This is a genomic window from Domibacillus sp. DTU_2020_1001157_1_SI_ALB_TIR_016 (genome assembly GCF_032341995.1).
Classification (GTDB): Bacteria; Bacillota; Bacilli; order Bacillales; family Domibacillaceae; genus Domibacillus; species Domibacillus indicus_A.
The window spans coordinates 382835-407433 of sequence record NZ_CP135438.1 but is presented as its reverse complement, the minus strand read 5'-3'; the positions used below and the strand labels follow the sequence as shown (position 1 = coordinate 407433).

The following is a 24599-nucleotide window of genomic DNA, read 5'->3' as shown; positions in this document are numbered from 1 at the left end:
AGAAATTTCGGTTAGAGTAACGTTTACAATGTTGAAAAATAGAAGGGGAAAAATGAATGAAATCTACGATATACGATGTAGCTGAAAAAGCGGGAGTATCTATTTCCACTGTGTCTAAGGTACTTAATAACACAGGAAACCTTGCAGAAAAAACCAGAAACAAAGTGAAGGCGACTATGCTGGAATTAAATTATCAGCCTAGTGTTGTCGCATCTGTAAGAAAGCGCCTTCAAATGATAGGTCTTTTGATTCCTAATATTGCTAACCCGTTTATGGCAGAAGTCGCGCGTGTTATTGAAAACCATGTAAAGCGGCATGGCTATAGCCTCATGATCTGTAGTACAGACAATGACCTGAAAAACGAGGTCGAATATGTTTCAATTCTGAAACAAAAATACACGGAGGGCATTATTGTGGCAACGGGTCTTAGAAAAGGGCAGGCAGTCAAAGCGTTAATCAAAGCTGATCTTCCTATTGCACTACTTTCTAGGGACGTCCCTTCTTTGGCAGTAAATACTGTGCTTGTAGACGATTATTTAGGCGGATACGAAGCAACAAACCACTTGATTAACCTTGGTCACACAAAGATTGCAATGATTACGGAAGACACAGTCTTTTCTACTTTACAAGCGAGAGTAAATGGTTATAGAAAATCGTTGGAAGAAGCAGGACTAAATTATGATGAAAGCTTGGTACTGACCAACAACACCTCTCTTGAAGAAGGAAAAAAATCGATGCTAAGCCTTCTAAAAAAGTCCAATCCGCCAACGGCTGTTTTTGCCTCTACTGAATCTTTGGCGATTGGGGCAATGCAGGGTGCACATGAATTAAATCTAAAAGTGCCAGATGAAGTATCAATTATTGGATTTGATGATACAGTGCTGTCTACAATCTGTGAGCCGCCCCTCACGACGATTGCGCAGCCAATTGAAGAGATGGGGGAAAAAGTAGTCGAATTATTAATAGAAGAAATTGAAAAAAAGAAGGCATCGAAACAACGTGTGATGTTATCTCCTAAATTGATTGTCCGAAAATCCACCGCACAAAAAAGGAATATTTAACATCTGTCTTCTAGGAACATAAATAAAGAAATAGCGAGGATAGCTGCTAATAAGGCTAGAACTGAGTGGTGTTTGATCAAAGATAAGATAATTTATTTTCAGATAAAATGTTCTACTCTTTTTACCGGTCACTTATTTAAGCGCTTCCATTAAATTGTTGAGAATATACCATTCTAATTTAAGCGGAAACATCCAAGAAAGTTAAGGAAGAAAGGGCACAACCGCTTTGAAAAAAGCAATATCGGTCTTAAAAGGAATATTACTCAAAATCTTTAATAAAAAAACAAAAATATCTTTATTAAATATAAAAGCGATCCATTATATGGCGCATGATTCATTCAGTCTAACAAACAAGTTAGTTTATATTATTGAAGATTTAAAAATTTAAAAATAGGTTGGGGGAATTAAAATGAAAAAAATCAAAGTGTTATCTGGTGCAGCTCTGTCATTAAGCTTTTTATTAGCTGGTTGTGGGGAAGAGAACAGCGCAACTTCTTCTCAAGGTGGGAGTAGTGGTGGCAGTGAAAAAATCTCCGTTATTTTAAAAGCTTCTAATGAGGAGTATTGGAAGATTGCAGAACGCGGTGCAATGGATGCTGGTGAGAAGTATGGAATTGATGTGAATGTAATGGCACCAGCAAGCGAAACACAGGTAGACCAGCAAATCTCAATGATTCAGGATCAGTTCACAAGCGGAACGAGTGCATTAGTGTTAGCGCCGAGTCAGCCTACAACAGTATTAAACGCACTTCAGCAATATAAAGATAGTGACAAGCCAGTAATTTTTCTAGACAGTGATGCCGAGTATGCAGATAAAGTGAGTTTTGTTGGAACAGAAAACTTCAGTGCTGGAAAAATGGGGGGAGAATTCCTAGCGGATAAGCTTAGCAAAGGAGATAAAGTTGCGATTATCCGTGGACAGCTGGGAAGTACTACGCATGACGAGCGTACAAATGGAGCGAAAGAAGCACTGGAAGAGGCTGGCCTTAAAGTAGCAACTGTACAGGCTGCAGACAGCGATAAAGATAAAGCCTTAACGGTTATGCAAAATATTCTTCAATCTAATCCTGATATCAAAGCTGTGTTTACTACCAGCGAAACGATGGCATTAGGTGCTTTACGTGCAGTTGAATCAAAAAATAAGGATATTTTAGTGGTTGGTTTCGATGGTACGACTGAAGGATTGGAGTCCATTCAGGCAGGCGGGCTGACTGCTGAAGTAGCGCAGGATCCATACCAAATGGGTTACTTGTCCGTTGAAGCAGCAGCTAAAAAACTAAATGGGGAAGAAGTAGAAAAACGGATTGATTCAGGTACAGAAATTGTGACAAAAGAAAATGTTGAGGAAGCGCTCTCGGAAATTAAAAAATATACAGGAAAGTAATTTCCGGCAGACCAAACAAATACATTGCCAGAATATAAAAGGATTGCTTTTAAGAGAATGAGATTCATCCAAATGCTCCTGTATTGCGAAAGAGATCGCTGGTTCAGGAATTCCAGGTGGTATTGTGATACCCACACAATCAGGTAATACGGAGGAGGAAAGCTATGAAAGAGTTGCTTAGACTTGAAAATGTTTGTAAAGGCTTTTCCGGTATTCCGGTCTTGAAGAATATTAATTTAGATGTCAGGGCTGGAGAAGTTCATGTGCTTTTAGGAGAAAACGGTGCCGGAAAATCAACCATTATCAAAATCATGACAGGTGCTTATTCTAAAGACGAAGGTGAATTGTTTTGGGAAGGGCAGAAGGTAAATATTAAAACACCGTCAGACGCTATGGATCTAGGCATTGCAACGATTTATCAGGAGCTGAACCTTGTTCCTGAACTGCCGGTCTACGAAAATATCTTTTTAGGAAGAGAACTAAAAGTAAAAGGCAGGTTTTCCTTTTTAAATAGGAAAGAAATGATTAACCGGTCTAAAGAAATTCTAAAACGGCTTGGCCAGAATATCGATCCAGAGGCGCTTGTTTCCACGCTCGGGATAGGCCAGCAGCAGCTTGTCGAGATTGCAAAAGCGCTGACAATTGATACAAAACTTATCATTTTGGATGAACCCACTTCCAGCTTAAGTGCATCAGAAGCGGAACAGCTGCTGGAAACCATTATGGAGCTTAAAAGGCAAGGAATTGCTATTGTATATATCTCACATCGTCTAGAAGAGCTAAAACAAATCGGGGATCGGATTACCATCCTGCGAGATGGGAAAGCAGTAGCTACCCGCCAGGTCAGTGAAACAAGTACAGATACCATGATTGAACTAATGGTCGGCCGCGCATTGGAAGATAAGTTTCCAAAAGGGAATTTCAAGCTGGGCAGCCCTGGACTGAAAGTTGAAAACTTGCGGCTGAAAGGATCAGACAAGCCCATTAATTTTACTGCTTATCAAGGACAGATTTTAGGAATCTCAGGGCTTGTCGGTGCGGGCCGGACAGAACTGATCAGAGGCATTTTCGGGGCTGATCCAATCGACTCTGGAAAGGTGCATGTTTTTGGGAAAAAAGTGAAAATCAAGTCGCCTAAAGACGCGATCAATGCAGGCATGGCATTCATTACGGAAGATCGAAAAGGCGAAGGGCTTGTCCTGGACCAGTCACTTCATTTTAATATGGCACTTGCCAGCCTGAAAAAGTTCAAAAAAGGGCTGTTTATTCAAAATGGCGAGGTCAATAAAAGATCTGATACGTATGTCCGTGAACTTCAAATCCGCCCAAATGACATCCAAAAGCATGCAAGAAAACTGAGCGGCGGAAATCAGCAGAAAGTCGTGATTGCCAAATGGCTTTCAACAGAAGCCAGAGTATTCTTCTTCGATGAGCCGACACGTGGAATCGATGTTGGAGCAAAAACGGAAGTATACCGTTTGATTAACTCTTTAGTTGAAGACGGCGCCATCGTAGTGATTGTTTCGTCAGAACTGCCTGAAATACTAGGAGTGTGCAACCGCATCTTAGTCATGTGTGAAGGGGAAATCACGGCGGATCTTTTAAAAGAAGAAGCCAGCCAGGAGCTGATTATGAAAGCGGCTACAGGAAAATTGACGGAAGAAGATCTTTGTGAAGGGGAACAGCCTGCATCACTTGAGAAAATAAGAGTAGGAGGGAAATAAATATGGCAGAATTGGCAGTAGGGAAAAAGAAACTGGAATCAAAAAAGATTTCCAAGGGACTCATGAGCAAGTTTGGATCCTTAATTGGGCTTGCACTGCTGGTCGTGATTTTATCAGCATTGAACAGGGACTTTTTGACGCTGAGCAACATTATGAATATTGCCGGCCAGTCTTCCATTAATGCACTGTTGGCACTTGGGCTGCTTCTGCCCATTTTAACAGCAGGCATTGACTTGTCGGTCGGCGCTATCCTGGCTATTTCGATTATGCTGATGGGCGTCGTCACGGTCAATATGGGTCTTCACCCCATTGTGGGAATACTGGTTTGTCTGCTTGTAGGTGCGCTTTGCGGGTATTTAAATGGCATTATGTTAACGAAGCTGCGCCTGCCTCATCCATTTATTGCAACGCTTGGAACCATGAATATTGCACGTGGGATTGCTTTAATTATTACAGGGGCAGCCCCAATCGCAGGCTTCCCATTCATGATTCAGTTTTTTGGCAGCCAGTCAATCGGTATTATCCCTTACAGCTTTATTCTTGTAATTGTCATGTGCGTGATTCTTCACCTATTCTTAACGCGTACGATGACAGGCCGGTATATTTATGCCATTGGCGGAAATAAGGAAGCGACTCACTTATCAGGAATTAACGTTGACCGTGTATTGATTATTGTTTACGCGATCAGTGGTTTTATGGCAGGCTTAGCTGGATTAGTGATGGTAGGACGCGTTAACTCTGCTTTTCCTCTTGCGGGTCTTGGCTTTGAACTGGATGCGATCGCGGCTGTTATTATTGGAGGAGCCAGCTTCTTTGGCGGAGTAGGTACAGTCTGGGGTACATTGATTGGTGCTTTAATTATTGCGGTTCTTCGCAACGGACTCAACCTCATGAATGTCGCGGCAGATCTGCAAATGGCTTTTATCGGATTTGTTATCATTGCCGCTGTATATGTGGATGTTCTACGGCAACGCAAAAATAAGTAAAGTTCTTGAAAGTGTAAATTATAAATAGGCACAAAAGATACTGAATGTTCTAATATATTGGCTGCAGGAAGCAATTAAAAAATTGCTTTCCTGCATTTAATCTACAAATTATTTTTTTATTACTCTAGGAAAGAGCTTTCCTGTTTAGGGACACAGAATTTTGAATGAAAGAGTTAGAGCCAGTATATTAACTAAAATTATATGTATTAAAGGAGGAACAAAAAATGAAAGAAATTAAAGTAGGACTTGTTGGGGCAGGACGTATGGGGAGTTTTCATGGTACTTCCATTGCGCGTAAAGTGTATGGAGCATCACTTGTGGCGATTGCTGATCCGGTTCCAGGGGCAGCCGAAAGACTGGCGTCTGAACTTGGCGCGGCCAAAACGTATACAAGTCCAGAAGAGATGTTTCATGATCCAGAAGTGGATGCAGTAGTTATTGCAGCACCTGCCCGCTCACATGCAAAACTGGTTATTGCCGCCGCTAAAGCAGGAAAAGCGGTGTTCTGCGAAAAACCGATGGCCGTTACCCTTGAGGAGGCAGATGCCGCAATTGCAGCAGCAAAAGAAGCCAATGTCGCCCTGCAAGTTGGATTTAACCGCCGATTTGCTTCAGGCTTTAAATCTGCTCGTGACAATATTGTTGAAGGGCGTATTGGTACACCACAGCTGTTAAGATCTTTAACGCGTGATCCAGGACTTGGCGACCCCACGCCAATTCCAGAATGGACAATATTCTTAGAAACATTAATTCATGATTTTGATACACTTCTTTATTTAAATCCAGGAGCAAAACCGACTGAAGTGTACGCAGTAGCCGATGCGCTCGTTCGCCCGGATTTCAAAGATAAAGGGCTGCTTGATACAGCTGTCGTAACAATTAAATTTGATAACGGGGCTATTGCTACAGCAGAAGCAAATTTCCAAGCGGTGTACGGATATGATGTACGCGGAGAAGTATTTGGTTCAGCCGGCATGGTGACAGCCGGAAGTGTCCAGCAAACGAATATGACCCGCTATACAGCAGACGGCATCAGTACGGACACTTACAGAAAAGACACAGAATTATTACATGACGCTTACGTCGCTGAATTAACATCTTTTGTTGATAGTGTACGTTCTGGAAACAAGCCGGATGTGACAGGAGAAGATGCTCGAAACGCATTGGCTATTGCGTTAGCTTGCATCAAATCCGTTCAAGCACGTCAGCCAGTTAAACTTGAAGAAGTGGAAATGGCAAAAAGCGTCCAGTCATAAATTCTTCAATAGCTCAAAAAGCACTTCATGATAAGCGAAACAAGAAGGTTATATCAGGACAGGCTTTCCTTGACAGCCTGGTCTTATTCAAAATGTTCATTCTAAAACAACAGAAAGGAGAGGCGTTATGAAAGCAACGATTTATCATGTGGCAGAAGAAGCGGGTGTATCTACGGCAACCGTTTCAAAAGTAATCAATAATAAGGGATTAATCAGCATGGATACAAAGCGTAGAGTGCTTGAAGCGACTAGAAAGTTGAATTACCACCCTAATGAAATGGCAAAAGCTCTTACAGGAAAAAAGACCAAAGTAATTGGTCTTCTCGTTTCAGATATTGCCTCTCCTTTTTTTGCTGAATTAACCAGGAGTATTAGCGAACAGTGCCGATTTCAAGGGTTTAATATTATGGTCTGCAGCACAGACGGCCAGCCGGATAAAGAGAAAAGCTGCGTATCTGCACTTATTCGGCAGGACGTAGATGGCTTTATTGTGGCTTCTGACCATTATCCCGAAATTATTGAAGATGAATTGAAAAAGCGCGGACTGAAAGGGGTCTTCCTTTCTACGGAACCAGAAAAACAAGATTACGCAATGCCGCTTATTACAATAGATAACTATGAAGGCGCCTGTCAGGCGGTCCGTCATTTGCTGGCGTCTAATCATAAAAAAATCGCCATGATTGCAGAAAATACAGCGGCCGGGAAGATACGTCTTCGTGCTTTTCATGACACAATGGAAGAAGCGCAGCTCCCTCTGGATAAGCAGTTTGTCGTTAAAACAGCTTCCTCTATTGAAAATGGATACGAGTGTGCAAAACGGCTGCTCGCTTTGAAGGAACGTCCCAGCGCCATTTTTGTATCCAGTGATGTGTTGTCAGGAGGTGTAATCAAAGCAGCCAGAGAAATGAATGTCCGTATTCCCCAAGAACTGTCTATTATCGGCTTTGACAACCTTTCAATTTGTGAATTAACTTCTCCTCCGTTAACAACTATTGCTCAGCCTATACGCATTATGGGGCGTCGGGCCGTCGAGCTCCTTATAAAGCAAATCGATGGAGCAGAAACTTATATGAGAATACATATTGTAGAAACTAGCCTGATGGTGAGAAACTCCACATCATTTCACCATGATATATAAGAGTGATCTGAAATAAGTTATCTGAGGTTATGAAAAACCTATAAAGTAAATAAAGGAGGTAGAAATATGGGTAGAGACTATGGTTTATGCTTATGGTCTTTTGGAGATATTTCTGTTGAAGAAAAATGCAAACTAGCTAAAGAAATTGGGGTAGATGGTGTAGAAGTTCAAGGAGACTTGACACAAGATCCGAGGGAACTGGCAGATATCCTGTCTAAGTATGAGTTGAAAATCTTATCTGTAATACCAGATAACGTAGACATTTCTAGTGATAACAAAGAAATAACTCTTATTAAACTAATGGGGTGCGTTAGTTAAATAAAGAACAAATAAGGGAGTGTACTTGCTCCTTTATTTGTTCTTTTGATGGAATTATCGATACTGTCGTTTAACAATTGCTAAAACATTAGAAGCAAAAAAACTCAAAGTGTTACTCAACAGTTGACCGAACTGTTGAGCAAAAGCTTCATAATTAGCCATGAAGTTTAATAATTAGTTGCTGATTGTATAGTTTTTTTCAACTTTGCAAATACGCGTTATGTAGGAAGAATACCAATCTTTTTTCCCTTTTTCTTGTGCTTTCTGATGAAAAAGATTTTCTTTCCATTGTTGAATAGCATCTAATGAATCCCAGTAGGAGACCGTGATCCCTAATCCGCTTTTTTCTCTAGCACTTTCAACTCCCAAAAATCCTGGCTGTTTCGAAGCAAGTGCGACCATTAAATCAGCCATGGAGTGGTAGCTGTCAGCCTCGTTTTCCGTTCTTTGAGATGTAAAGATAACAGCATAGTAAGGGGGATTTGGTGTGTTTGCAAATAGCATGATTGATTACCTCCAATACAATTAATATTGAAAATAATACCATAAGTTGTTAGTGAACAGTTCGTCTATAGCAACCACTACATACATTTAATAAACATAAGAAATAAGGCCATTCCAATAATGAATGGCCTTGTTTAATTAATTATCTGTTTTATGAGAAAACGTCTGAAGATTATAAATAAGAAGAGCAAGTTCTCCTCTAGTCATTACTTTGAATGTGCCAAATTCGCTTTCGGATCTTCCCTGTGTAATGTTTGAAGCTTGAAGCTGGTCAATGGCTGTTTTGTATCGCCCTGTTGCATCTAAGAATGTATGAGTTGCCTGATCTGCTGACCGTAATGTGCCTCTATAAGCTTGTGAAGCCATAAGGGCAAATTCTCCTCTCGTAATCGTATCATTTGAGCCAAAGGATGTAGCCGTTTTTCCATTTACAATGCCCATTGCTTCCAGTGCGGAGACTGCCATCACGGCACGCTCAGGCACATCTTTCATTTCCGTTTTTTTCACACCTTCAGTTGTCATGGGGACCGACTGGTACAGTATGACAGCTACATCTATACGTTTAATAGGAAGAGACCAACCAAATTGATCCTTATTTAAACCTTCGAACACATTCTGATCATAAAGAACTTGAATACGCTCCTGATATTCTGCAGGTACATCGTGGAAAGGAAAACGCTCAGTTGGTTCAGCAAGAACCGGATCAAAGGAAGCTGCTTGTGCGGATGAATTTAACAAAATAAAAGGAAACACTGCACTTAAGAACATAGTGAGTATTGTTTTCTTTTTAACCATCTTCATCATTATCACTCTTTTCTTTTTATTTATCTTACATAAATTCATAATATTACCTGTCTGATTATAATATCATTTATGTTGCATTCGTAAATTCTACTGATTTTTTTCTAGAAGGAATTATTTCTGTGTTTTAATCTTTTTTAATTTTTCCACATCTAACTTAATTTTATTGTTTTGATGTGCTTTATATTTTCCATTTTCCTTTTGATAACTACCTTGCTCAGGGTTTACCAGCGAGTAAGGAATTTCATTTGGAAATGCAGCCAAAAACACTATATATTCATTTTTTGGTTTAATTGGATTGGCATTTTCTTCTGTATAAGTTACTCCATCTAACTTACCGCCCAATTGCTTTACTTCGATAACGTCACCTACCTGGACGTTATCTCCCTTGTACACTTGGGTAACTTCTACTTTTGAAATTGTATACACAAATTCGTTTTCTTCTTCTGGCACTTCTTCTTTTGCACCTAGAGTCGGATTTTCCCTGGGATCATTAGAATCATTAGGTAGTGAGATATTAACGCTTTCTACTTTACTGTCTAATACATTTCCCTCTACTATCAGGTCAGAGGCCTGTTCTAGCTCTGTTTGTGTAGTGTATCGAGGATAATCTAAAGAATAGTCTACTACTAAATTTGCTTTTTCCATTTCTTTTGAGTCAGCCTCGCTACACGCTGCCAATAAACAGTTTAAAACAAATAAAAGAAATATAATTGGTTTTTTCACACACTTCACCCTTAGTCTTTTTAGGTTTATATTAACATTAAAAAACAAAATAGTTATTTAAAACCAAATAAAAAGCCTAAAAAATCATCAATTCTTTAGGCTTCACTTATAGATGCAACATAATTTACTTATGTTGCATGGCATCTAATAATCAATAGCAGACCGATACTATTTAGTGAAAGGCTTTTCAATACTCTATACAAAAGAAGGCTCATTCAAAGATAATATAGATTTTCTTGCTTAACTAACAAAGCAGGTTAACTCAAAGAGCTTTGATTAGTTTTATTTATCGGAATAATAGGAGATGCGTGTTTAGATATAGAAATACTTAACAGGTGATAAAATTAAGGAGGATAGTATGAGCAAATTTAGTTTATTTAACAAGTTTATGGTACAAGAAGGCGAAAAAGAAAAAATGGTTGATATCCTGTTAGAAGCAGCAGATTCAATGAAGAATTTAAATGAATGTGAAATATATCTTGTGAATACTTCCGAGAATGAACCAAGTTCTGTTTATGTTTATGAAGTGTGGGCAAATGAAGATGCCCATCAAGCGTCTCTAGGTCTCGAAGCTACCCAAACATTAATAAGTCGTGCGAAACCAATTATTACTGGTATGGAAAGAATCAGCACCTTAATAACAAAAGGCGGAAAGGGCATTTCATCTAATTAGAATTAAACTCCCGTAGATATTAAGTTAGAACTGGCTGTCATTGTGGCAGCTTTTTTCTTATTTAAAGCAAAGATTGTGAACAAATGTACTTAAACAAACGGGGTGCTTGAGATGAAGAATGGAGGTAGCTGTGGCACCTCCTTTTCTTATTGAACAAACTGGCAGGTTAGTTGAAGAAGAAATCGAATACTTAAATAACGGTTTCTCTAGATAGGCGGGAAAAATATGCTTGATAAATTCAGAAGGTTATTTAAAAAGGATGAACAAAATAAGCTTGATGACAAGTACATTCCGATTCCAAAAAGTGAAATAAACGAAGAGTTAAAAAGAAAGATAATTGAATTAGAAAAGTTAGGAGAAGAATGTAGTAAAGTTCTTCAAAGAAAGTATGAAAATGTATTCGAAATCCAGGGAAAACACAATCTAAGAATTTGGATTTGCAGGGATATTGATGGAGATGAAATAAAGGGCTTAACTTTCGAAAAATGTCTAGAAAAAGAGTATCGTTCTCAAATAGCGATAGATTATGATGGTCCAAAATTTGATGATGATTTTTATGCAGATACAATTGAATTGTGGTATTACTTTGGTGGTTACTTTGAAGGTTCAGGCACACTATATGATTTATCAAAAAATGACCTAGAAACAGATATTGAGGAAACTTTACAAACACTGCTTAGATGATTGATTTAAAGGGGTTCCTTGTTCAACTAACAGAGGGATTTTGTTTAATATCTCGGCTGTCATTTTGGCAGCCTTTTCTTATTCAGCTAAAAGTCAGTTTAGTGGAATAAGAACTGTCGCTTTTTTTCTAACCAATAAGAGATTTAGGTTTCTTGATTTCTCTTTTGCTGTTACAAATGGAGGTTAAAAAAGCTGGTGCAGTAATTTTGCTTATTCCACTAATCGTATATGCACCTTTGTTAATAAGCCTTCAAACGTTGCTTAAGTAATGTATTACTTATTGAGCTAACGGGGGCAAGAGTTTGAGAACCGGCTGCTGTTTCAGCCGGTCTTTTTTTTTCTCAACTAACGAAGCAGGTTAGCTTAATAAGAATTAGTAAACATTATTAAGGCGAAATAATAATTGACTAGAGGCAAGATAAATGTTAAATTAACTACCGACCGGTCGGGAGGGTGATTATATGACTTCAGAAAAAATTAAGGAAGTTGCTTTAAGGCATTTCGCACAAAATGGATATGAAGGTGCATCAATGGCAAATATAGCTGAGGATGTAGGGATTAAAAAAGCTACTATTTATAGTCATTTCAAAGGGAAAGATGAGCTTTTTCTACAGATATGCAGGGATGCGAGCGAGAGTGAATTAAAATTCATTATTCATTTTATAGAAAGCAACATGGCTCGACCTATTCAGGATTTCTTATTTGATTTTCTTTTGCAATCTACAGACCGGTATGAGAAATACGAATCTGCTAAATTTTGGATTAGAGCTGCTTTTTTTCCTCCAACTCATCTCAATAAACAGGTGTTAAAAATGGTTTACGAATACTTAGATAAGGTAGAAGAACTGTTGCTTCCGATTATAGAAAAAGCGAAAACAGAAGGAGAAATTAGTTCAACAGTTGGTGAACAAAGAGCTACTGCCGCATTCTTAGGAGTATTAGATGGACTTTATGTTGAAATGTTGTATGGAGGCCCCGAACGCTTGAAGAAAAGACTGGATGCCTCTTGGCATCTGTATTGGCGCGGACTTTCGAATGATTAACTATTTTTGGAGGGAATTTAAATGAATCGAAACTGGGCATTGGTCATACTGGCTGGTCTCATTGAGATTTTGTGGGCAATAGGCTTGAAGCATTCCAGCAACTGGATTTCCTGGTTAGGAACTGCCCTACTGATATATTTATCATTTGCTTTGCTGGTTAAGGCTACAAAAACTCTGCCAGTAGCTACGGTTTATGCAATCTTTACAGGGATAGGGACAGCCGGGACTGTTGTGGTGGAGATGGTGGTTTTCGGAGAAGCCTTCAGTTGGACGAAAGTATTGTTTATTCTCCTGCTTCTATCTGGTGTATTAGGATTAAAACTTGTGACAACTGAATCGGGCAAGAAAGAAGGTGGAGTGTAAATGGCTTGGGTGTATCTCATTCTGGCTGGAGCTTTTGAGGTAGTTGGAGTTACAGGCATGAATAAAGTAGCTAAAGACAAAAACTTGCAGTCATATTTGGTGCTGATTCTTGGATTTGTATTGAGTTTTGGTTTTCTGAGTTTAGCCATGCAGACCCTCCCTATGGGTCTGTCCTATGCCGTGTGGACAGGGATTGGGACTGTGGGGGGAACGATAATTGGAATGTTGTTTTATGGAGAAGCAAAAGACTGGAGACGAATATTGTTTATAGGATTGATTGTAATAGCAGTAGTTGGCTTGAAAATGACTACGTAGATTATGCGTTATTACATTTACTGGGCGATGATTAGAAGCTTTACTGTCAGGCAAAAAAAGCAAATATCGAAATGGAAATTTAATTAGAAATAAAGTGGGGGCTAAGAAACATGACACTATGGTTTACCGAAAAGCAGACAAAATCCTTTGGCATAACGGCTAAATTGACAAAGGGGCTGCATTCTGAACAGACAGATTTTCAAAAGCTGGATATGATTCAAACTGAGGAATTTGGCAATATGCTAGTGTTAGACGGAATGGTGATGACAACTGAAAAGGACGAGTTTGTGTATCATGAAATGGTTGTTCATGTACCATTATTTACACATCCTAATCCAAAGAAGGTATTAATTGTAGGCGGCGGTGACGGCGGTACCATGCGAGAGGTACTAAAGCATCCTAGTGTAGAAAAAGTTATTCAAGTAGAAATTGACCAAAAAGTAGTTGAGTATTCTAAACAGTATCTTCCCCAAATTTCCTGTGGATACGACAATCCACGAGCAGAGCTCATTATCGGTGATGGATTTATGCACATCTTAAATAGTGAAAATGAGTATGATGTTATTCTGGTAGATTCTACAGAGCCAGTGGGTCCAGCAGCTAACTTATTTACAAAAGGATTTTATGCAGGAATTGCTAAGGCACTAAAAGAGGATGGGATTTTTGTTGCTCAGACCGATAACCCCTGGTTTAAAGCTGACCTGATTAGAAATGCTGTTCGTGATACAAGAGAAATTTTCCCTGTCGCACGCTTATATACATGCAACATCCCAACATACCCAAGTGGAATGTGGACTTTTACGATTGGTTCGAAAAAGTATGAGCCGTTACAGGTAGAAACTTCACGATTCTTTGAACTTGATACAAAGTATTACACGCCTGAATTGCATAAAGCGTCATTTTGCCTGCCAAAGTTTGTCGAAGACTTATGTAAATAACTTAGTAACGGTGAGCATTTATCCAACTGGATTAACGCCTTTTTGTTATTGTTCTTTACTGACCCAACAAGGCAATATTCCCGTAAAAGTTGAAAGTGGTATTTACAAAGCTAAGTTTGTGAAGAATTGTACTTAAAGTAACGGGGGCAAGAGTTTAAGAACCGGCTGCTGTTCCAGCCGGTCTTTTTTCTTGTTCAACTAAAAAAGCAGATTAGTGGAAGATGAGTTGCTTAACCTCCCTCCTTTATCTGTACCTTATAAAAAATAAAAAACTGTCACTTTAATGCAGGACAGTTTGTTTATATAATCGTACCAAAGAAAAAAGGAGAGAAGAATTATGGAGATAACACCAGTAGTATTAATAGGAGATAGAGTAAAGATACAACCTATGGAGGATTATCACGTACAGGAATTATTTGATGCGGGAAACAATCCAGATATATGGGCACACATGCCAATGAAAGTTCAATCGATTGAAGATATGAAGTACCTTGTGAATGGAGCACTTCAAGCGAGAGAGCAAGGAAGCGAATTTCCTTTTGTTATCTTCGATAAGGATTCGGGAAAAATTGTGGGTAGCACTCGTTTTCTTAATATATCCATACCAAACCGTAACTTGGAAATTGGGTGGACATGGCTGTCTCCAACTGTTTGGCGAACTAGAATAAATACAGAATGTAAGTATCTTCTTTTGAAACACTGCTTTGAGACACTTGAGACAATTCGTGTTCAGTTAAAAACAGATAGTCGAAATGTGCGGTCTCAGCAGGCAATTGAACGGCTGGGTGCGGTAAAAGAAGGAGTGCTTCGGAATCATATGGTTATGCCTGACGGTTATTTAAGAGACTCTGTGTTTTACAGTGTAATCGACCAAGAATGGGTGCTAGTGAAGGACAAAGTGGAGAGTATGCTACAATAATCCCGTATCTTCGAAGTGTTGCTTATCAAACTAAAGGGTGCTTTAACTTAACAACGGAGGTAGCTGCGGCACCTCCTTTTCTTATTGAACAAACGGAGCAGTTTTCTTGAACAATTACGACCCTAAAAAATATACATATAATAATAATTGTAAATGGGGGATGTAATGGGCTTGCAAGGGAAAGTCAGTTTAAGTGTTGGTTGGATAACTTTGTTTCTAATGGGTACAGATTTATTTGTAGTATCCCCGTTACTGCCGTTCATTTCGGAAGCGTATAGTGTTAGTTCAGCGATGACAGGATGGATGGTAACTGTTTTTGCTGTAACATATGCTATTGCAGCACCTTTCTTTGGTTGGGCTTCAGATAAAAATGGAAGAGGGATTTTTATTACATTTGGGTTATTGTTATTTTCCTTTTCTAATGCCTTAACTGCTTTTTCACCTTCTTTTACCTGGTTAATCATTAGTCGTATTTTAGCTGGTTTGGCGGTTGCTGCAATCACTCCTTTAATTTATGCCATTATCGGGGATATTGCACCATCAAATCGGAGAGGAACTTGGCTTTCTATTGTTGTTTCAGGACATTTAACAGCTCTTTGGGCAGGAGCACCAATCGGTACGTTACTAGAGCATTTTCTTGGTTGGCGTTCAGTATTTGTTGTAATGGCTATTATAGGGACTTTATTGGCGGTAGTAAATTTCAAAGCGTGGAAATATGTTCCTGAAAGGAATGTAACAAAAAATCTATTAGAAGGAAATCTGCCAAGAATACTTGGTTCAGTAAGTGTTACCACCATTTGGGCGATTTCAATGTATGCTCTTTATGTTTACTTAGGTGCGGCTCTTTATTCCGAAAATAGATTCACATCATCAGAAATCGCATTAGCTGTTACTTTTTATGGTATTGGTGCTGTTTTAGGAAGTCTTATAAGTGGACAATTCACAGACAGGTTTGGAGAAAAGAAGATTTCTAAAGCTACGCTAATTTTATTGACCCTTATACTCGTTTGTTTAGGAATATTCTTCTCATCTGGGGATTGGATTTATTTCTTTCTGTTTATATGGGCTTTGGTTGGGTATGCAGGATTTACATCATACCAAGCACGATTAACAGTCGAATATCCCAAGGAACGAGGGATTATTATGGCGTGGAATAATACGGCTCTGTATATTGGTATTACCATTGGTTCAATCATTGGTGGTTATGTCATATCTAATTGGGGTTATCCTTTCCTGCCATATGTTTGCAGCATTGCAGCAATTATTAGTTTTGTCCTTAGTAACCAAAAGGTCCAAGAAACAAAAAAAGAGAAAAATTACAATGTGAAGAATCGTACTTAAACTATAGGGGGCTTTTGTTTAATATCTCGGCTGTCATTTCGGCAGCCTTTTCTTATTGTGCTAACGAAGAAGAAGTTTTTTGAAATTAGTATTAATAGTTTTAATAAGATAACGCGTAAATCGATTGTTTCTTGTATATTTTTAGTTTGATCAGCTTAATTCATTTTGGTATAGAGAGCAAAGAAGTTAATACAGCAAGAAAAAGCATAACAGCCGGAGAAGAAAAAGAATTTTTTTCACGCTTTTTCAACTGATAAATCTTAAAAAGATTTCTTGTACTGTAATTCGGTAAAATACTAATCTGTTAAAGGGGAAAAGAAAAGTATGGCGCATAAAATTACGTTAACGGGCAAGCCAGTGAGTGCATTACGACTGAAGAAGAATTTCTATACATTCGATATGGGGGAAAAGGGTTCTCCAGCAGCTCCGAAGGGACTCCCAACAAGCTCAACCATTACATATACCGTTTTTATTAACCAGAAGCAGTTAAAGAAAGCCGGATTAACAGAAGAAAATATTCAGAATCGGAAAATTATGGTACAGGGAGAACCCACGCTGGACGTTCCAGTAGATGATTGTCCGGGCGAGATCGGTATCGTTTGCTTTCAGGTTTCTGTGATTCCAGAAAAGCAAAAAGAAGCTTTAAACGCAGAGAAAGAACCAGGGAAAGAGCAGGAGAAAAAAGAAGAAGTCAAAGCAGAGGAACAGCCGAAAGGACCAGAAGGAACGGAAGATTTTATTTCGCTGGACCAGATCCAGGTTCCCGAATCCTTTTTGCAGACAAGACCGAATCCGTATAAGACACAGCTGGTGATCGACCATGTAGAACAGGCTGGCATTTTGGACGAACCGATTACGATTAATCGCGAAACCAAGGTGTTAACCGATGGGTACAAGCGCTATATTGTGGCTGAAAAGCTAGGAATAAAAACAGTCCCTGTTATGTACGAAAAAATAAGTATAGAAAGCTAAATAGCCAGAACAGAAGAGCATAAGGAAAACGTGCTATCACTTTCAGTATTAGACCAGGCAGAGCCTAGTATTTTCGCAATATCGTGAAAATATTACACTAAAAAGCCGCGGTATTCACCGCGGCAAAGACTGATTATGTAGCACTCGCAGGAGGTAGCGGGGGAGCTACTCCGAATATCAGTTTACCCGCTTCGACGCGAAGTTAAACCAAAGAAATAAAAAAAGGCCGCGGTCGCGACTCCGCGGCGGGAAAAGATGAGTAATGATGCAACGACTGTTGAGGTATCCAAGATGTTGTGCATCGTCGCATGGTATTTTTTACCCGCTCGAAAAAACAATAAACAGCAAAAAGGAATTTACATCATGAGGATTTATCAGTTATACAGCGTCTTAAATGGCGAAAATCATTACACTACTTATGTCGGCACGGATCGCGAGGTCGCCTTTAGTAGCGGCGGCAATAACTCTCGTATCCGCGTCTGGATACACGGCACCTATGTCGAGGACTATTCGTATGAGAGCGGTAAATGGGCGCTTATACACGATCGAACTAAAGAGATTGAGGAAGGCTTTGAGCGTATGAAAGAAGACGAGGAAAAGACGCAGCAGCGGCTGGAGAATATCCGGAAAGCCCTCGCCGACTATGAGCAGATGTTTGCCGTTTTGAAGGCTGAATGACGCCGCGCCGGGCGCTGCACGTAAAAAAGCCGCGGAAAGAGATCCGCAGCGATAAGAGCGCCATTTCTAGGTGATTGAGAACTCTGGGCTAGGGAGTCGATGAAATGACGCCTGACGGCAGTATTCAAGATAGGAAGGATATGGCGCGGGGCATTTTTTAATTAATAGTTAACGAATGAAACACCAACAATGATTAGAAGAATGAACAGAACTACAATCAGCGCAAAGCCACTACCGTAGCCGCCTCCGCCTCCACCGGAACCGTACATACCCATACTATTTCACCTCCTTTGCAGAAGGATAGCGAAACAATTATATAAATCAATTTCTCGGAATTAATCTATAATAATTGAATCTATGTTATAGAGTATGAGCGGAGAAGCGCATTGGATTAAGCGGTTGTCCCTGCTAAATAATCTTTTTTTAAAAGAGAATAATAGGTCGGCTCATTTTATTTAGTGGTAGTTGTTGCTCTGGATTCCTAAATGAATCTAAAAATGCATTATGGATAAAAACTGTACTAATCAATTGCAACAAAAATGCAATTATATCGCTTTGGCAAGTTCCTCTGGAAACACATATAGAACCTATATAGGGAGATCGCATAGAATATGGAGCAAGGATAAAGAAATGTTTTTGAATTTACCTCTCCTCCAGGAGCGTAGATAAAAAAGAGGACTGGCGGAGCAGTCTTCTTTTTTCTTATGTAGTTTGATTTAAAAAACCAAGCGATTTATCGGGATATATTCATCTGGACAGGCATACACTTATTGAGCAAAAGTGATGGGCACACTTTTGCCCGTTTCTTTTAACATATACACTAAAAAAGGCAAGTACTCTTTTGAATACTTGCCTTTTTTGGTTTTAATATATCGAAAGTGTAAGTAAATTGAATTACTTGATTTTATGATCCTAGATCGGCTTATTCGTATAACATTCCATAATTTTAAGGGTATATAATTAATAAAGTAATCAAAGAATATAACATTGGGTAGGATGGCAAAGGTGGCCGTCAAGGTATCTGGCGTAGGTGGGGCCAATACGAAAGAAAAGCAGGGGAATCATATTGTTTTGTTACTTTAAAAAAGAACAGGACTGTTTTTGATCAGAAAGAAATTCTCTATAATATGCAACAAAAATGCAATTAAGTTACATTTAGATTGACCATTAAATCAAAAAATGGACTTTTTGTTTCTGACAACATCTTAGTCTCTACTTACATTATAACCCTATCTGAGGCTTATTTATAGACTGTTTTTTTACGCATGTCCTGCCTTATACTGTTATACGTAAGTCTAAAAGTATAAGGGGTGTGGCTATATGAATGACAAAAAAAATGTCTTAGATCCTGGCCCGTTTTTTCATGGTACTAAAGCAGAACTGAAAATTGGAGACCTGCTTGAACCTTTGTACTTATCCAATTATCAGGATAAAAAATCTAACCATATCTATTTTACTGGAACATTAAACGCTGCTAAATGGGGTGCTGAATTAGCAAAATCTAATTCAAAAGAGAGAATTTATATTGTAGAACCATTAGGTGATTTTGAAAATGATCCGAACTTAACTGACAAAAAATTTCCTGGAAACCCAACACGTTCTTATAGATCTAAATCTCCTTTGAAAATAATAGCTGAATTAAGTTCATGGGAAAGGCATTCCGATGAAGAAATAAATCATATGCTTACATCTTTAAAAAAGTTAAGTGAAGAAGGAAAAAATGTAATATACGATTGATCCTCACATTATTAGAACTCTAGCCAAATGCCGAATTAAAGACTTCAACAAAGTTCAAAAGGAGCGGTCGATTTTTATTTCGTTATAGAGCGTTCTAAAGTCATCTCTGTTGCCTTTTAAGAAAAAAAGGTCCTTTTTTATTGAATTAATTAAGGCTGAGTGAAGCAAAATGTTTATCATGTTATATTCGAAGAGGGTTGGGTACCTAGAAGGCGCCCAACCCTCTTTTCACTGCCGATAACAGGGTATTATGTTGCATTCAAAACCGGTAGAGAAAACGGGCTTCATCGCTTGCTTTTCAAGGAGTGAAGCCCGTTTTGATTTGGCTGCTTATCTTCAAATACAATATAATGAATCGAAATGGAGTGTTCTTTAATGGCTGCCAGACAAGGGCAAAATAGCGTCGACCCGATCCGTAAATCCGACTTGTTCTTGTTTTAAATCTGCTCCATACCAAGTGTAGACGCTCCAGGAAAGCACTATTATGGGCAAAATCTTTTAACAGACTATAAATTTACTGTGAAAGAAAAAGTAGGAGAAGTAAAGCAGCAATTGGACAAGGATACCCTACCAGAAGAGGAATGGAGTTCCAATGCCTTTGAGGAAGGAAGCGAAATCTATTCAGTTAATGAAAAAGATAATGTTTTTTAATTAAAGTGCAGGAAGACAAATATCAAATCCTTGCCCATGAAGCCAAAGATACTGAGTTGTAAGGAAACTAAATTGGTATATTAATAAATTGTGAATGCAACATAAAGTAATGATATGCTCCCCCTTAAGTGGACAGTGTAGAAAAGCAACACTACTGTTTACTTAAGAAGAGCATATCAAGGAATTATATTGCTTTGAAAGGGAAGTACCCGTTTTTATACAGGTGCTTTTTATTTTGTAGTAACGGTCAGCATTTTAAGAGGTAAGTTACAAAATTAAGTACATAAATGCTGTTAACTTCCTAAATAGAGGCGATATATATAAGGAACAGGTTTATAGAAAGGGAATCAATCAGTATGAAGATTAGTTTGCGGGCTTGTTTTTCGGCTCTATTTGCTGCCCTTATTATTATTTTAACTATCGTATTAAGCAGTCAAATAGGTTCTGAATCAACAAATATTATTAAAAATGAGGTCGGAGAATCACTTGGGGAAACTTCCTTTGAATTAGCCGATAAAATGGATCATTACATGTGGTCTCGTTTTAATGAAATCGAAGTATTGAGTATATTAAAAGCGTTGCGTGAAGGGGACACAGCAGAAACACAGCTTCTTCTTGATCAGTTAAAAGTCCAGATTCCTTCTTTTACATGGGTAGGTGTAACAGATAAGAAAGGGATAGTTCAAGCAGCCACAAATGAAATATTAAAAGGCAAGTCTATTTCAGAACGTCCCGTTTATGAGGAAGCGATCGAGCATCCTTTTATTGGTGATGTACATGATGCGGTCCTCCTGGCTAAATTGCTGCCTAATCCAACAAACGAGCCTTTGCAATTTGTGGATATTAGTGTGCCGATTATGGATGATAAAGGAGTATTTAAGGGGGTATTAGCCTCTCATTTGAGCTGGGCGTGGGCAAGTGAAATCAAAGAATCTCTCAAAAGCTCTATTCAAAAAGAAAATAAAAATCAGGAAATTTTTATTGTAAGTCCACGTAATAACACGGTTATTTTAGGACCAAAATCTTTTATTGGCAAATCGTTAAATTTGGAAAGCATAAAGCGTGCTCAAGCTAAAAAAGATGGATGGATACTAGAAGAATGGCCAGACGGAAAGCAATATTTAACAGGATTTGCATTAGGGGATGGCTATGAAGATTATCCGGGTTTAGGCTGGATAATCCTCGTTCGAGAGTCTGAGGAATCGGCTTTTGCTTCTGTGAAGGATTTAAAAATATATATTCTTTTGCTGGGAGCTCTGATGGCAGTTATTTTTGCTGTTTTAGGATGGTTTTTAGCAGGAATATTAGCAAAGCCGTTACATAATATATCGCAAGCAGCCGATCAGCTTTTATTAGGAAGAAGAGTAGAAATTCCAGTTTATAAAGGCATCAAAGATGTAGAAATCCTTTCTTTATCGTTGAGCAATCTTTTGCACAACTTATCGAAAACCGAATCTGAACTGGGCCATATGGCGACTTTAGCTCACCATGATAAACTGACAGGCTTGCCTAATCGAATCGGTCTAGATCAATATATCAACCAAATAGTAAAAGGAACAGATCAGGAGACAGGGAACCAAACCTATACTTTTTTATATTTAGATTTGGATGGATTTAAAAAAGTAAATGACAGTCTTGGACATCACTCCGGTGATTTATTGCTGGAATTGGTATCAGGCCGACTGAAAAGTAATATAGGTGAATCATTTATCAGCCGGCTTGGAGGAGATGAGTTTTTGGTTGTCCTGAATACCTCAATGTGCAATCCAATTGAAAAAGGGAAGCAGGTCGGAGAAACGATCGTAAAACTTTTGAGAGAGCCTTTTAGTATTGAAAAGACAAAAGTTCAAATTGGATGCAGTGTTGGTGCATCTGTATGGCCATCTCATGAAAGAGATATTTTTAAAGTGATTCGATTGGCCGACCAGGCACTATATATGTCAAAAAAAAGAGGGAAAAACCAATTTTCTTTTTATGATATAAAATATGATATGTGAATTTACCTTTCAAGAGAGGCCACTCGTTTGTATGGCGAGTGTGAGTGCTGTTAAGACAGAAAGGCAGTAAAACTCTGTTCAAAAAGTAAAGATGATATAAAAAAAGCCACTTTCTCATAACTGCTCTACAGGAAAGTGGTTTTATAAGTTTATTCAGAAATCAGTAAAGGATTTTATGTTAAGCTAGTCCTTTTTTTAATTACTTAAAATAGATCCATTTCTTTTTTCTCTTTTAAATATACATCTATTACCTCTCTTATTGGATACGATAATGATTCTACCCCGTTTTTCTTATGAAATTGCCGGACATTAAGCCTTTATTGTATATCAAAGAAGATGTCAGAGGGCACAAAGGGGCTCTGAGGTTTATTACTGTTCTGCAGTATTTTAGCAGTCTCTCGTAGCAATAACTCTAATTCGTTTATAGTCAGCCACCCATATATCATTTTTGTATAGATCAGTCTTTATCTTCTCTTTTATTTTCCCGTAGATAATCGTTTTTTCATCCTTAGAGAACTCAGGGAAAAAATCATCTGCAAAGCTGTCTAACCAATGATTCAGTCCTTCTTCTCCATCTGTTAAAGGAGTAGGTCTGTCAAAATGGAGGGCATAAGATACTTTAAAGCCGTACTTTTCTAGCAGTGTACTATACTCTCCTATACTAGGAAAATACCAAGGGTTTCTTTCTGTAACATCCATCTTATAATCTTTAGAGAGCACTTCTGTTATACCATGAATAACAGTTTGAACATTTCCTTGCCCTCCAAACTCTGCCACAAAGCGTCCACCTGGGCGTAAGGCTAAGCTAACCGATTCAACTACCTTTTCAGCCTGCTTCATCCAATGAAGAGCTGCGTTCGAAAAAACGGCATCGTATTTTGTGTCGGTTCTAAATGTTTCTCCATTTTCTACTTTAAAGAGAAGATCAGGATATTTTTTATGTGCCTTCTCAATCATTTCCGTTGAGAAGTCAATTCCTGTCACAAGAGAGCCTAATTTGGAAATTTCATATGTAAGATCACCTGTTCCACATCCTAAATCAAGGATGTTTTCTCCTTTTTGCGGTTGAAGCAGATCAATTAATCCCTTTCCAAAGTCAGACACAAAACCTAATTTATCATCGTACAAATCTGCATCCCATACATTTACTGAGCTCATTTTATACAACTCCTTCAATATTAAAAAGCCAATAATCATAGTATACGCTATAATTCATTTATTTTCCTAAAATACATAATTATGATTTTTATGGAAGCTTTATTCTTGAGAATTGCGTAAGAAAGCAAAAGAAAAATTAAATAATGAATGCAAAAAGAAAAAATAGAACTGTTTTCAAAGGTCGAGATTCGAAAACAGTTCTATCGACAATTTGCTATTTTAAAGTAGAGGCTAATTATTTCACGCATGGTTTAAAATATGAGATTACCTTACTACTGTAATAAGGATGGGCAGTATTATGAACGAAGCAAGAGTTGTCCATAGTATACAGTTTGCCACTATATTTGATGATGAGTTGAATTTTTCAGCTAAAACACCTGCATTTACTGCTACTGGCATGCAGGACAGGATAAAAAGAACTAAAAACAACGTACTTTCAATGTTTAAGATATAGAGACAAAACAGAGCTATAAAAGGTGACAAAATCAATCGAATAAACAATCCAGACCAAAAAGCTGATTCTTCATTTCGATTCAGCTTATTAAATTTAACACTCATCATCTGTGCACCTAAGATAGCCAAGACTATGGGGGAATAAGCTAACGATACCATTGAGATACCATTTGCAATAGCATTAGGAAAATGAAATTCATTTAAGCGAAGAAATATAGCTAACAGGGCTGCGTATATAGCGGGAAGTGAAAAAATTGCTTTTGCAGCGTTAATAATAGAAAATTGAGAACGCGCTGCAAAATATACTCCAATGGTATTTACAAGAATCATCTGAGTAACAACATAAACAGATGCTTTATCCAGTCCGCTGCTGCCAAAAGCAAGCAGTACAGGAGGGAGACCATAGTTAACACTATTGGTTAATGTAGACACCATAGTAAGGGCCGCGTTTTCAGAAGAAGGTAATTTTATTAACTTACCTAATATTTTAGCTGCTAAACAGAGTACTAAAAGATTGAGAATACAATATGTAACGGTTTTATAAACATCATCAAAAGAAATCTCAGCTGTTGTTAGAGTATCTAAAATAATTGCAGGACTTAAAAAATATAGATAAATCGTGATTAGTGGTCTTGTTTCAAGGTCTTTAAAGTACTTAAGAAGTGCTCCGCAAATAACTGGTATCGAAATTGGAACAATAATTTGGTATAGGGTAGAAAAAACTGCTTGAAACATACAGAGAGATCCTTTCTATGCTCATGATAACCACTAAGTTTGCT

General features: G+C 38.3%; 25 protein-coding genes. 19 read left to right on the top strand and 6 right to left on the bottom strand.

Annotation, left to right across the window (positions count from 1 at the left end; all coding sequences use genetic code 11):
- Positions 1–56: 56 nt before the first annotated feature.
- The 7 genes from RRU94_RS01935 to RRU94_RS01905 all read left to right on the top strand — a co-directional run bounded on the left by RRU94_RS01935 (position 57) and on the right by RRU94_RS01905 (position 7867).
- Positions 57–1061 carry a LacI family DNA-binding transcriptional regulator gene (locus RRU94_RS01935; RefSeq protein WP_315691570.1) on the top strand — a complete coding sequence of 335 codons (1005 nt, stop codon included), beginning with the start codon at positions 57–59 and terminating at the stop codon, positions 1059–1061.
- Between the two features lie 409 nt (positions 1062–1470).
- The gene (locus RRU94_RS01930; RefSeq protein ID WP_315691569.1) at positions 1471–2445 is read left to right on the top strand and encodes a sugar ABC transporter substrate-binding protein; all 975 of its coding nucleotides are present in this window, start codon (positions 1471–1473) and stop codon (positions 2443–2445) included.
- A 164-nt stretch (positions 2446–2609) separates the two neighbouring features.
- Positions 2610–4169, top strand: coding sequence for a sugar ABC transporter ATP-binding protein (locus tag RRU94_RS01925; protein ID WP_315691568.1), 1560 nt, complete (start codon positions 2610–2612; stop codon positions 4167–4169).
- A gap of 2 nt (positions 4170–4171) precedes the next feature.
- Entirely contained in the window at positions 4172–5155 is a 984-nt protein-coding gene (locus RRU94_RS01920; protein WP_315691567.1) for an ABC transporter permease, read from the top strand.
- Positions 5156–5379: 224 nt separating this feature from the next.
- Positions 5380–6411: a Gfo/Idh/MocA family oxidoreductase gene (locus RRU94_RS01915; protein WP_315691566.1), complete on the top strand. Its 1032-nt coding sequence runs from the start codon at positions 5380–5382 to the stop codon at positions 6409–6411.
- A 127-nt stretch (positions 6412–6538) separates the two neighbouring features.
- Positions 6539–7549, top strand: coding sequence for a LacI family DNA-binding transcriptional regulator (locus RRU94_RS01910; RefSeq protein ID WP_315691565.1), 1011 nt, complete (start codon positions 6539–6541; stop codon positions 7547–7549).
- 66 nt (positions 7550–7615) lie between these two features.
- Positions 7616–7867 carry a sugar phosphate isomerase/epimerase family protein gene (locus RRU94_RS01905; protein WP_315691564.1) on the top strand — a complete coding sequence of 84 codons (252 nt, stop codon included), beginning with the start codon at positions 7616–7618 and terminating at the stop codon, positions 7865–7867.
- 174 nt (positions 7868–8041) lie between these two features.
- Here the strand turns inward: RRU94_RS01905 and RRU94_RS01900 are convergent, their stop codons facing one another.
- From RRU94_RS01900 to RRU94_RS01890, 3 genes are all read right to left on the bottom strand, one after another.
- Positions 8042–8371 carry an antibiotic biosynthesis monooxygenase family protein gene (locus RRU94_RS01900; protein WP_410492948.1) on the bottom strand — a complete coding sequence of 110 codons (330 nt, stop codon included), beginning with the start codon at positions 8369–8371 and terminating at the stop codon, positions 8042–8044.
- 138 nt (positions 8372–8509) lie between these two features.
- A complete protein-coding gene (locus RRU94_RS01895; RefSeq protein ID WP_315691563.1) occupies positions 8510–9172 on the bottom strand; it encodes an S-layer homology domain-containing protein in 663 nt (220 codons plus the stop codon).
- A 114-nt stretch (positions 9173–9286) separates the two neighbouring features.
- Complete coding sequence (locus RRU94_RS01890) at positions 9287–9898, bottom strand: hypothetical protein (protein WP_315691562.1); 612 nt, start codon at positions 9896–9898, stop codon at positions 9287–9289.
- A gap of 358 nt (positions 9899–10256) precedes the next feature.
- On the opposite strand from RRU94_RS01890, the gene RRU94_RS01885 reads away from it, so the two are divergent.
- The 10 genes from RRU94_RS01885 (at position 10257) to RRU94_RS01840 (ending at position 17824) form a co-directional block, all read left to right on the top strand.
- On the top strand, positions 10257–10571 hold the full coding sequence (locus RRU94_RS01885) for a putative quinol monooxygenase (RefSeq protein ID WP_315691561.1): 315 nt from the start codon (positions 10257–10259) through the stop codon (positions 10569–10571).
- A gap of 225 nt (positions 10572–10796) precedes the next feature.
- Positions 10797–11255 carry a hypothetical protein gene (locus tag RRU94_RS01880; protein ID WP_315691560.1) on the top strand — a complete coding sequence of 153 codons (459 nt, stop codon included), beginning with the start codon at positions 10797–10799 and terminating at the stop codon, positions 11253–11255.
- 461 nt (positions 11256–11716) lie between these two features.
- A complete protein-coding gene (locus RRU94_RS01875) occupies positions 11717–12298 on the top strand; it encodes a TetR/AcrR family transcriptional regulator (RefSeq protein WP_315691559.1) in 582 nt (193 codons plus the stop codon).
- Positions 12299–12319: 21 nt separating this feature from the next.
- Entirely contained in the window at positions 12320–12661 is a 342-nt protein-coding gene (locus tag RRU94_RS01870) for a DMT family transporter (RefSeq protein ID WP_315691558.1), read from the top strand.
- Positions 12662–12976, top strand: coding sequence for a DMT family transporter (locus RRU94_RS01865; RefSeq protein WP_315691557.1), 315 nt, complete (start codon positions 12662–12664; stop codon positions 12974–12976).
- Between the two features lie 110 nt (positions 12977–13086).
- Entirely contained in the window at positions 13087–13914 is an 828-nt protein-coding gene (gene speE, locus RRU94_RS01860) for a polyamine aminopropyltransferase (protein WP_315691556.1), read from the top strand.
- 337 nt (positions 13915–14251) lie between these two features.
- Entirely contained in the window at positions 14252–14833 is a 582-nt protein-coding gene (locus RRU94_RS01855; protein WP_315691555.1) for a GNAT family N-acetyltransferase, read from the top strand.
- Positions 14834–14998: 165 nt separating this feature from the next.
- A complete protein-coding gene (locus RRU94_RS01850) occupies positions 14999–16174 on the top strand; it encodes an MFS transporter (protein WP_315691554.1) in 1176 nt (391 codons plus the stop codon).
- Between the two features lie 324 nt (positions 16175–16498).
- Positions 16499–17146: a ParB N-terminal domain-containing protein gene (locus RRU94_RS01845; RefSeq protein WP_315691553.1), complete on the top strand. Its 648-nt coding sequence runs from the start codon at positions 16499–16501 to the stop codon at positions 17144–17146.
- Between the two features lie 255 nt (positions 17147–17401).
- Entirely contained in the window at positions 17402–17824 is a 423-nt protein-coding gene (locus RRU94_RS01840) for a hypothetical protein (RefSeq protein ID WP_315691552.1), read from the top strand.
- A 161-nt stretch (positions 17825–17985) separates the two neighbouring features.
- Here RRU94_RS01840 and RRU94_RS01835 read toward each other — a convergent pair whose 3' ends face one another.
- Positions 17986–18093, bottom strand: coding sequence for a YjcZ family sporulation protein (locus RRU94_RS01835; protein ID WP_315691920.1), 108 nt, complete (start codon positions 18091–18093; stop codon positions 17986–17988).
- Positions 18094–19144: 1051 nt separating this feature from the next.
- Here RRU94_RS01835 and arr point away from each other — a divergent pair.
- Together arr and RRU94_RS01825 are read left to right on the top strand one after the other, a co-directional pair.
- Entirely contained in the window at positions 19145–19561 is a 417-nt protein-coding gene (gene arr, locus RRU94_RS01830; RefSeq protein WP_315691551.1) for an NAD(+)--rifampin ADP-ribosyltransferase, read from the top strand.
- 1007 nt (positions 19562–20568) lie between these two features.
- Entirely contained in the window at positions 20569–22209 is a 1641-nt protein-coding gene (locus tag RRU94_RS01825; protein ID WP_315691550.1) for a sensor domain-containing diguanylate cyclase, read from the top strand.
- 387 nt (positions 22210–22596) lie between these two features.
- Here the strand turns inward: RRU94_RS01825 and RRU94_RS01820 are convergent, their stop codons facing one another.
- Positions 22597–23367 carry a class I SAM-dependent methyltransferase gene (locus tag RRU94_RS01820; protein WP_315691549.1) on the bottom strand — a complete coding sequence of 257 codons (771 nt, stop codon included), beginning with the start codon at positions 23365–23367 and terminating at the stop codon, positions 22597–22599.
- 264 nt (positions 23368–23631) lie between these two features.
- Positions 23632–24555, bottom strand: coding sequence for an AEC family transporter (locus RRU94_RS01815; protein ID WP_315691548.1), 924 nt, complete (start codon positions 24553–24555; stop codon positions 23632–23634).
- Positions 24556–24599: the final 44 nt, after the last annotated feature.

What these genes read in the sequence shown, in the direction of transcription:
- RRU94_RS01900 (WP_410492948.1), bottom strand. Translation starts at nt 8,371, where the DNA reads ATGCTATTTGCAAACACACCAAATCCCCCTTACTATGCTGTTATCTTT.
- RRU94_RS01815 (WP_315691548.1), bottom strand. Translation starts at nt 24,555, where the DNA reads ATGTTTCAAGCAGTTTTTTCTACCCTATACCAAATTATTGTTCCAATT.
- RRU94_RS01820 (WP_315691549.1), bottom strand. Translation starts at nt 23,367, where the DNA reads ATGAGCTCAGTAAATGTATGGGATGCAGATTTGTACGATGATAAATTA.
- RRU94_RS01875 (WP_315691559.1), top strand. Translation starts at nt 11,717, where the DNA reads ATGACTTCAGAAAAAATTAAGGAAGTTGCTTTAAGGCATTTCGCACAA.
- RRU94_RS01885 (WP_315691561.1), top strand. Translation starts at nt 10,257, where the DNA reads ATGAGCAAATTTAGTTTATTTAACAAGTTTATGGTACAAGAAGGCGAA.
- RRU94_RS01845 (WP_315691553.1), top strand. Translation starts at nt 16,499, where the DNA reads ATGGCGCATAAAATTACGTTAACGGGCAAGCCAGTGAGTGCATTACGA.
- RRU94_RS01865 (WP_315691557.1), top strand. Translation starts at nt 12,662, where the DNA reads ATGGCTTGGGTGTATCTCATTCTGGCTGGAGCTTTTGAGGTAGTTGGA.
- RRU94_RS01870 (WP_315691558.1), top strand. Translation starts at nt 12,320, where the DNA reads ATGAATCGAAACTGGGCATTGGTCATACTGGCTGGTCTCATTGAGATT.
- arr (WP_315691551.1), top strand. Translation starts at nt 19,145, where the DNA reads ATGAATGACAAAAAAAATGTCTTAGATCCTGGCCCGTTTTTTCATGGT.
- RRU94_RS01840 (WP_315691552.1), top strand. Translation starts at nt 17,402, where the DNA reads ATGAGTAATGATGCAACGACTGTTGAGGTATCCAAGATGTTGTGCATC.
- RRU94_RS01895 (WP_315691563.1), bottom strand. Translation starts at nt 9,172, where the DNA reads ATGAAGATGGTTAAAAAGAAAACAATACTCACTATGTTCTTAAGTGCA.
- RRU94_RS01920 (WP_315691567.1), top strand. Translation starts at nt 4,172, where the DNA reads ATGGCAGAATTGGCAGTAGGGAAAAAGAAACTGGAATCAAAAAAGATT.
- speE (WP_315691556.1), top strand. Translation starts at nt 13,087, where the DNA reads ATGACACTATGGTTTACCGAAAAGCAGACAAAATCCTTTGGCATAACG.
- RRU94_RS01850 (WP_315691554.1), top strand. Translation starts at nt 14,999, where the DNA reads ATGGGCTTGCAAGGGAAAGTCAGTTTAAGTGTTGGTTGGATAACTTTG.
- RRU94_RS01925 (WP_315691568.1), top strand. Translation starts at nt 2,610, where the DNA reads ATGAAAGAGTTGCTTAGACTTGAAAATGTTTGTAAAGGCTTTTCCGGT.
- RRU94_RS01915 (WP_315691566.1), top strand. Translation starts at nt 5,380, where the DNA reads ATGAAAGAAATTAAAGTAGGACTTGTTGGGGCAGGACGTATGGGGAGT.
- RRU94_RS01930 (WP_315691569.1), top strand. Translation starts at nt 1,471, where the DNA reads ATGAAAAAAATCAAAGTGTTATCTGGTGCAGCTCTGTCATTAAGCTTT.
- RRU94_RS01825 (WP_315691550.1), top strand. Translation starts at nt 20,569, where the DNA reads ATGAAGATTAGTTTGCGGGCTTGTTTTTCGGCTCTATTTGCTGCCCTT.
- RRU94_RS01880 (WP_315691560.1), top strand. Translation starts at nt 10,797, where the DNA reads ATGCTTGATAAATTCAGAAGGTTATTTAAAAAGGATGAACAAAATAAG.
- RRU94_RS01905 (WP_315691564.1), top strand. Translation starts at nt 7,616, where the DNA reads ATGGGTAGAGACTATGGTTTATGCTTATGGTCTTTTGGAGATATTTCT.
- RRU94_RS01910 (WP_315691565.1), top strand. Translation starts at nt 6,539, where the DNA reads ATGAAAGCAACGATTTATCATGTGGCAGAAGAAGCGGGTGTATCTACG.
- RRU94_RS01935 (WP_315691570.1), top strand. Translation starts at nt 57, where the DNA reads ATGAAATCTACGATATACGATGTAGCTGAAAAAGCGGGAGTATCTATT.
- RRU94_RS01835 (WP_315691920.1), bottom strand. Translation starts at nt 18,093, where the DNA reads ATGTACGGTTCCGGTGGAGGCGGAGGCGGCTACGGTAGTGGCTTTGCG.
- RRU94_RS01855 (WP_315691555.1), top strand. Translation starts at nt 14,252, where the DNA reads ATGGAGATAACACCAGTAGTATTAATAGGAGATAGAGTAAAGATACAA.